We start from the raw sequence: 6,994 nt of genomic DNA, 5'->3' as shown, positions 1-6,994 counted from the left end.
TGAGGCGCCAAGGTGCCCGCCCGTGGTCGAAACCGCGTCAATCGTTTCCGCCCGCAATTCATCCGCAACCTGCCTGAGCTGCTCGACCGACAGGTTCCGCAGATCCAGCGGGCAACTGACCCGGTCCAATGCTGGAAAACGACCAAGGGTCGGAATCGGGGATGGGGCGTTCTGCTCGGCCATGATCTCAGTTTCTCCGCTCGATCACATAATAGGCGAGGTCCCGCAACCGGTCGGCCCGCGCGCCAAAGGGTTCCAGTTCGGCAACGGCCAGTTCGGTCAGCCTTGTGGCTTCCTTCTGCGCGCCGTCAATGCCCAGCAGGGCGACAAAGGTCGATTTGCCCGATGCCTCGTCCTTGCCCGCCGTCTTGCCCAGTTCTTCCGCCGTGGCGGTCGTGTCCAGAATGTCATCGGCGATCTGGAAAGCCGCACCAATGCTGGTGCCGTAGGACCGCAGGCGCTTGCGCAGGTCTGGCGTGGCCTGGCCGAGAATGGCCCCGCATTCGGCGGAATAGCGGATCAGGCAGCCGGTCTTGAGCGCATGCAGGTGGCGCACCTCGTCCAGCGGCAGGGCGCGGCCTTCGCCTTCCATATCGATCATCTGCCCACCCACCATACCAGCAGCCCCCGATGCTTCCGCAAAGCAGGAGATCAGGTCGATACGGACATCCGCACTGGCATGGGTCTGGGCCGAAGCCAGGATTTCAAACGCCTTGGTCTGCAGGGCATCACCCGCCAGGATGGCCGTGGCTTCGTCAAACTTGCGGTGGGTGGATGGCTGGCCACGGCGCATGTCGTCATCATCCATGGCGGGCAGGTCATCATGCACCAGCGAGTAGGCATGCAGCATCTCGACCGATGCCGCCGTCCTGGCCGACTGGCTGGCGGGAACGTCGAACAGGCTGGCCACGGTCATGGCAAGGTAGCCGCGCAGACGCTTGCCGCCTCCCAGGGTGGCATAACGCATGGCGTCGATCAGGCGTGCATCTCCGCCGGTCGTGGGAGGGAGCAGTGCGTCGATCGCGTTTTCGATCACGCGTGCGCGGGCACTCATGTCCTGTTTGAGCAGGGCGCCGTTTTCGGCCACGCGGCTGAGGGAGGTGGGGGCCGGGTTCGTCATTGACATCTCAGTCCATAGATTTCATGTCCAACGACCCGTCGGACCGTTGCACGATCGCCTGCACGCGGGCTTCTGCTTCGCTGAGCTTGGCTTCGCAATGCTGCCTGAGGGCCGCGCCGCGTTCATACGCTGCAATAGCGTCTTCCAGCTTCATCTGCCCGCTTTCCAGGCCGCGCACAATTTTCTCCAGTTCGGAGAGCGCCTCCTCGAAAGAGAGCGACGTGATGTTCTCTGGCATGACGCGGGCATTCCTCTTCATCTCGAAGGGGATGGCAATACCCCGAGAAGCAGGGGTCTGCCAAGTCTTGCTTGCAGGGATGGCGCGCGGCGATCAGCCGGGCTGAGATGTGCTGGCGTCAGCCCGCCGCTTTATGGTGAAGGCGAAAACACCATTCTGGTCGGCAAAAGCCACCAGGGCGTGGCCGGTTTCGCGGCAGAATACCTGAAAATCGGTAACGGATGCCTTGTCGGTGGCCAACACACGCAGGCGTTCGCCGGCCGGCATGCCGCGCAGCAGGCGATTGGCTTTGAGCACGGGCAGGGGGCAGTTCAGCCCGCGTGCATCAAGCACGGTTTCACTCATTGCATCGCACCTTGTCTGTTTCATCATGTGTCATGCCTGATGGGGGCACCGGCCCCATAGCACCCGACAGTGGGGGGTAGAATCCCCCATGTCCCGGTCGGCCCTTAGCCAGAAGCCGTCGCCAGGGCCAGCTTCTGGGGACGAAAACCGGTGGCGACCACGTAAAGTTCGGCCGAGTCCTTGCGGCTGGCGGGGGGCTTGGCGTGGCGCACCTGGGCAAAGGCCTGCTTGAGGGTATTCAGCATGGTTTTTTCCGCCCCGCCCTGGAAAACCTTGGCGACGAACCCGCCCCCTTCGGCTAGAATGTCGAAGGCGAAATCAAGGGCTTCTTCCGCAAGGCCGATAATGCGCTGGTGGTCCGTGGCGGCATGGCCCGTCGTATTGGGCGCCATGTCCGATACAACCAGATCCGCACCGCCCCCAAGCAGGGTGGTCAACTGCTCGGCCATGCCGGGGGCGGTAAAATCACCTTCTATGATCGTGGCCCCTGGCACGGGTTCCACGGGAAGCAGGTCGACCCCTACCACCCGCGCTGCCCCGCGCTTGACCAGCACCTGGGTCCAGCCCCCCGGTGCGGCACCCAGATCGACAACCTTCATGCCCGGACGAATAAGATGAAAGCGGTCATCCAGTTCGATCAGCTTGAAGGCGGCACGGGACCGCCAGCCCTGTTTTTGCGCAGCCTGCACGTACGGGTCGTTCAACTGGCGGGCCAGCCAGCGCTGCTGCGCGGTTGTGCGCCCGCGTGCGGTACGCAGGGAAACCGACTTGGCCCGCACCTTCTGTACGGCCGCCGAATCATCCTGGCTCAACTGGCTGCCGGGGGCCGCGCTGCTTTTGCGTGCGCGGCCCGGCACCCGCAATGTCGAGGAAGAGCCGGAAGAGCGGCCTTTTTTATCGCTCATGAACCTGTAACCTGCATGGAAGTCTGCGTGACATGTCTTTTGTAGGATGCGGGATGACGCACGCTGCGTCGTATCGCGGGGGTTGCGTAAGCCTTGCGGATCATGCGCAGAATCATGCCATCTCTCAAACCTCTGTCAGCCACGACGATATCGCCCACGGGCCACATATCATGAATGGCCTCAAAAATCGCGCAGCCCGGCAGCACAAAAGGTGCGCGATCCGACCCGATACACGGATGCTGTTCGATACCCCTATGCCCCATCTGCTGCAATTTGCGTACCGCGAGGCGCGCGCTGGCGGCCGGTAACAGCGATCCATCGACTGCGGCACGGGCGTAGCGCGACAGGTTGAGGATAAGGCTGGCCAGTGTCGTGACCGTGCCGCTGGTGCCGATCAGGCGCACCTGATTGCGCCTGATTTCCGGCCCGATCCGGTGAATTTCTTCAAAATCGCGGAGAAACGCGCGCGTATAGGCGACCATTTCCCGGTAGGTGGTATCAGTCAGGCTGCGCACGGGCCCGAACTGTTCCGACAGGGTGATGACCCCCACAGGCAGGCTGAGATACCCGATAAGGGATTCCGTCTGCCGATCGGGCTCGGTCCGCACCCATGCGATTTCTGTCGAGCCGCCGCCTATGTCAAAAAGCAGGGCGCGGCTGCGCGGGGGGCCAAGGCGGGGGTCATGCAGCAGGTTCGCGCAGCTTTCGACCGCCAGCCACGCTTCTTCCCGGCCGGAGATAATGTCGATCTCCACGCCGGTTTCTTCCTTGGCGCGCCGCAGGAACGCCTGGCCATTGGTGGCACGGCGGCAGGCTTCCGTTGCTACCGCGCGGATATTGCGCACCTGCCGCCGCCCAAGGCGTTCAGCGCAGGAATGCAGCGCCTCCATCGTCCGTTCCATGGCGTCACGGTTCAGGAAGCCTGTATGGTGCAGCCCTTCGCCCAGCCGCACCATACGGCTGTAGCTGTCGACCACGCGAAAGCCGCCCGCGGTCTGTGCGGCAATCATCAGGCGGCAGTTATTGGTGCCCAGGTCCAGGGCGGCAAAAAGATCGTCTTCTCCCCCACGGACGGGGGGCACGGCATGGAAAGACCTACCCGGTGGGCCGGGCCAGGGGGGGGTATCGTCCATCGGTCCGGTCCTTTCTGTTAGAGGTTGATATGGCTTGATTGTATTCTGGGTGTGCATCTGCCACGGGACAAGACAAATATGTGATAAATCGAAAATTCTTTTGGAGGTGGGCTTGCGTGCCTACGGTCGTAATGGTAGGAGAGCCCCACCAGCACGAAGGGGCACACAGAGCCCTCTCAAGCGTGGCATGCTGGGGGATAGTTTAGCGGTAGAACTACCGGCTCTGACCCGGTCAGCCCTGGTTCGAATCCAGGTCCCCCAGCCATTTTTTCCCGTAAAGATTTGAAATAATTCACAGAATTCGCCCTGCTCTTCGGGTGTCTGTGTAGTGCGTCTCCATAAATACCCCATAATCGGGGTTTTCGCATGCGCGCGAAAGTCAAACGGGTCGCACGCTACGCTTTCTAGAGGTGGGTTCCTGACGTGGTGCGCCCCATGCTGGGCGCTGTCTCGATAAGATACCTTAAGGCCATACCTGGCCCGTGTGGCCGCCAGGCCCTTATCGGGGGATCATGAGACGCAGCAGGAATGCGACAAGACCGAAGGTTGCTGTGCTCATGCACCATATGGCGACAAACCATCCTAACCGTCGCAGGACATGGCGCGGCGTGGCGGGGGCCTGCGGCCCGCCCTGATTAGTGGTAGGCATCGGCTTCGGTCACTTTGCCGCGAAAGACGCGATAGGAAAAAACGGTATAGACCAGCACGATCGGCAGCATGATCGCGGTTCCCACCAACTGGAACAACTGGCTGGACGGGGGGGATGAGACATCCCAGAGGCTGAGGTTGGGTGGGACCGCATACGGCCAGATGGTGATGGCAAGGCCCGACAGGCACAGAAAGAACCAGCCCAGCACGCATAGGAACGGAGTCAGGGAGTGGGCCTGGCGGATGCCGCGCAGGAAGGCGCTGCCCAGGGCCACGACCAGAATGGGAACGGGGGCGACAAAGATCATGCGGGGCCAGTCGGTCCAGCGCTTCAGGTACGGGGCGTGGAGCATGGGTGTCCACAGGCTGACTGCAACGATGGCGATGAACAGCCCGCCCGCCAGCACCATGGACCACAGGCGGCAGGCCTGTTCCAGGGAACCGGTGGTACGCCAGATCAACCAGGTGGCCCCCAGCAGCGCATAACCGCACATGACGGACAGCCCGCACAGCACGCTGAAAGGGGTCAGCCAGTCCAGCGCCTTGCCTGAAAAGGCACCGTCGGTGACCGGGACACCCTGGATAACCCCCGCCAGAATGGCCCCCTGGCAAAAGGCGGCAATCGCTGAACCGAGCATGAATCCCAGATCCCACAACCGGTGCCAGATTGTGGTGCGTGTCAGCACGCGAAATTCAAAGGCGACGCCGCGAAAGACAAGGGCCAGCAGCATCAGGACGATCGGCACGTAGAGTGCGGGCAGCAATGTCGCGTATGCTCCGGGGAACACCCCGTACAGAACGGCCCCGCCCAGGACCATCCATGTTTCATTGCCGTCCCATACGGGGGCGATGGTATTGACCATGACATCGCGGTAGCGCGTTTCCGGCACGACCACGAACAGCATGCCAATGCCCAGGTCGAACCCGTCGAGTACCACGTAAATGGCGATCGCGGCGACAAGGATAATGGCCCACACGACGGGGAGCCAGTAAGCAAGGCCGGTCATGCGTTTCCTCCCGGGTGATCGGTAACAGGTGGAACCGCGCCGGGGTGGCTGCGCGCGGCAAGAATTTCAGCCGGATGGGCGCTGTTCGCCTCGTATTCCCCTGTTACGGGTGGGTGGGCGAGTGTGCGCACCAGGATGATAAGCCCCGTTCCGAAGACAAGTGTGTAGACGATTACAAAGGCCGCAAGGCTGACCGCCACGCTGGACAATGCAATGGGGGATACGCTGTCCGCTGTTCGTAAAAGCCCGTAAACTGTCCAGGGCTGGCGCCCGACCTCGGTTGTTATCCATCCGCAGAGCAATGCCACGAACCCGGCGGGCGCCATGCAGAACACCAGACGGTGCAGAAGGGGACTGTCGTAAAGCCGGCCGCGCCATCGCAGGTAGAGCGACCACAGGCCGGTGGCCGCCATCAACAGCCCCAGTGCCACCATGATGCGGAAAGTGAAGAAGATGATTTGCGAGGGTGGCCGCTGGTCACGCGGAAAATCCTTCATGCCGGGCACGGTGCCGTTCACGCTATGTGTCAGGATGAGCGAGCCCAGCAGCGGAATCCTGATGCCGTAATCCGTGTGCTCCGTTCGCATGTTCGGTATCCCGAACAGGAATTCCGCAGCATGGGTTTCGGACTCCCAGTCTCCCTCCATCGCCGCGATCTTGACCGGCTGGTAGCGCAGGGTGTTCAGCCCGTGCGCGTCCCCCGCCAGGATTTGCAGCGGGGCGACCAGGGTTGCCATCCACAGGGCCATGGAAAACATGACCCGCACGGGCGGGGATGGCGCCACCCCCTGCCTGCGCGCGGCCAGCAAATGCCACGCACCCGTCGCCCCCACGACAAAGGCGACCGACAGGAATGCGGCCAGTCCCATATGGACCAGGCGGAAGGGAAAGGACGGGTTGAAGATAATGGCCAGCCAGTCATCCGGCAGGAAACGCCCGCTCACCGGGTCGATCCTGTAGCCTCTGGGTGTCTGCATCCACGAATTGGAGGCCAGGATCCAGGTCATGGACACCAGCGTTCCCGCCGAGACAAGGCAGGTCGCGGCAAAATGCAGGCCCCGCCCCACCTTGTTCATGCCGAACAGCATGACCCCAAGAAAACCCGCTTCGAGGAAAAAGGCCGTCATCACCTCGTAGGATAGCAAGACCCCCGTAATGGGACCTGCCTTGCGCGAAAAACTGGCCCAGTTGGTCCCGAATTCGTAGGACATGACCAGGCCCGAAACCACGCCCATCGCAAAGACAATGGAAAAGGCCTTTATCCAGTATCGGTAGAGATCGAGGTAGACGCCGCGCCCGGTCCTGAGCCACAAACCTTCGAGTACTGCAAGATACGCAGCAAGCCCGATGGAAAACGCGGGAAAAACGATGTGGACACCGACGGTAAACGCGAACTGGAAGCGTGCCAGCAGAAATGCGAGATCGTGCGGTGTCTGCATGATTGTTTTTCTCCCCGGACATCAAGCTTGACTGGTCAGGCTTTTCTGATGCCCCAGAAAGATAACATGTCAGGTTTTAACGTGTTCCTGCTTACGGGGATAAAGTCGGGGCCCGTTGCAAAATTGCCGCAGCTTAATGGCTGCCGATACGAACGGTAC

The 6,994-nt window shown here is 61.8% G+C and carries 9 protein-coding genes and 1 tRNA gene; 1 reads left to right on the top strand and 9 read right to left on the bottom strand.

Going from position 1 to position 6,994, the window contains the following annotated elements; genetic code table 11:
- From J2D77_RS16465 to J2D77_RS16440, 6 genes are all read right to left on the bottom strand, one after another.
- A partial coding sequence (locus J2D77_RS16465; protein WP_207847569.1) for a 1-deoxy-D-xylulose-5-phosphate synthase N-terminal domain-containing protein occupies positions 1 to 183 on the bottom strand: 183 nt, incomplete at its 3' end.
- A 4-nt stretch (positions 184 to 187) separates the two neighbouring features.
- Positions 188 to 1,126, bottom strand: coding sequence for a polyprenyl synthetase family protein (locus tag J2D77_RS16460; protein ID WP_207847568.1), 939 nt, complete (start codon positions 1,124 to 1,126; stop codon positions 188 to 190).
- Between the two features lies 1 nt (position 1,127).
- Positions 1,128 to 1,358 carry an exodeoxyribonuclease VII small subunit gene (locus tag J2D77_RS16455; protein WP_207847567.1) on the bottom strand — a complete coding sequence of 77 codons (231 nt, stop codon included), beginning with the start codon at positions 1,356 to 1,358 and terminating at the stop codon, positions 1,128 to 1,130.
- Positions 1,359 to 1,451: 93 nt separating this feature from the next.
- Positions 1,452 to 1,703, bottom strand: a complete 252-nt coding sequence (locus tag J2D77_RS16450) for a sulfurtransferase TusA family protein (protein ID WP_207847565.1) — start codon at positions 1,701 to 1,703, stop codon at positions 1,452 to 1,454.
- 104 nt (positions 1,704 to 1,807) lie between these two features.
- Positions 1,808 to 2,608, bottom strand: coding sequence for an RlmE family RNA methyltransferase (locus tag J2D77_RS16445; RefSeq protein WP_207847563.1), 801 nt, complete (start codon positions 2,606 to 2,608; stop codon positions 1,808 to 1,810).
- The gene (locus J2D77_RS16440; protein WP_230975903.1) at positions 2,605 to 3,741 is read right to left on the bottom strand and encodes a Ppx/GppA phosphatase family protein; all 1,137 of its coding nucleotides are present in this window, start codon (positions 3,739 to 3,741) and stop codon (positions 2,605 to 2,607) included. Before J2D77_RS16440 ends, J2D77_RS16445 begins: the two co-directional genes overlap by 4 nt.
- 191 nt (positions 3,742 to 3,932) lie before the next feature.
- Between J2D77_RS16440 and J2D77_RS16435 the strand changes: the two genes are divergently transcribed.
- A tRNA-Gln gene (locus J2D77_RS16435) sits at positions 3,933 to 4,006 on the top strand.
- A gap of 234 nt (positions 4,007 to 4,240) precedes the next feature.
- On the opposite strand, the gene J2D77_RS16430 is transcribed toward J2D77_RS16435, so the two are convergent.
- The 3 genes from J2D77_RS16430 to J2D77_RS16420 are packed head-to-tail and all read right to left on the bottom strand — an operon-like array spanning position 4,241 to position 6,835.
- On the bottom strand, positions 4,241 to 4,390 hold the full coding sequence (locus J2D77_RS16430) for a DUF2474 domain-containing protein (protein WP_207847560.1): 150 nt from the start codon (positions 4,388 to 4,390) through the stop codon (positions 4,241 to 4,243).
- Positions 4,377 to 5,396, bottom strand: a complete 1,020-nt coding sequence (cydB, locus tag J2D77_RS16425) for a cytochrome d ubiquinol oxidase subunit II (protein ID WP_207847558.1) — start codon at positions 5,394 to 5,396, stop codon at positions 4,377 to 4,379. The genes J2D77_RS16430 and cydB overlap by 14 nt, the downstream gene beginning before the upstream one ends.
- Complete coding sequence (locus tag J2D77_RS16420) at positions 5,393 to 6,835, bottom strand: cytochrome ubiquinol oxidase subunit I (RefSeq protein WP_207847557.1); 1,443 nt, start codon at positions 6,833 to 6,835, stop codon at positions 5,393 to 5,395. The genes cydB and J2D77_RS16420 overlap by 4 nt, the downstream gene beginning before the upstream one ends.
- Positions 6,836 to 6,994 lie beyond the last annotated feature (159 nt).

The organism is Acetobacter garciniae, assembly GCF_017377735.1.
Classification (GTDB): domain Bacteria; phylum Pseudomonadota; class Alphaproteobacteria; order Acetobacterales; family Acetobacteraceae; genus Acetobacter; species Acetobacter garciniae.
The sequence above is the reverse complement of the archived record's forward strand: the minus strand, read 5'-3'. Positions and strand labels throughout refer to the sequence as shown.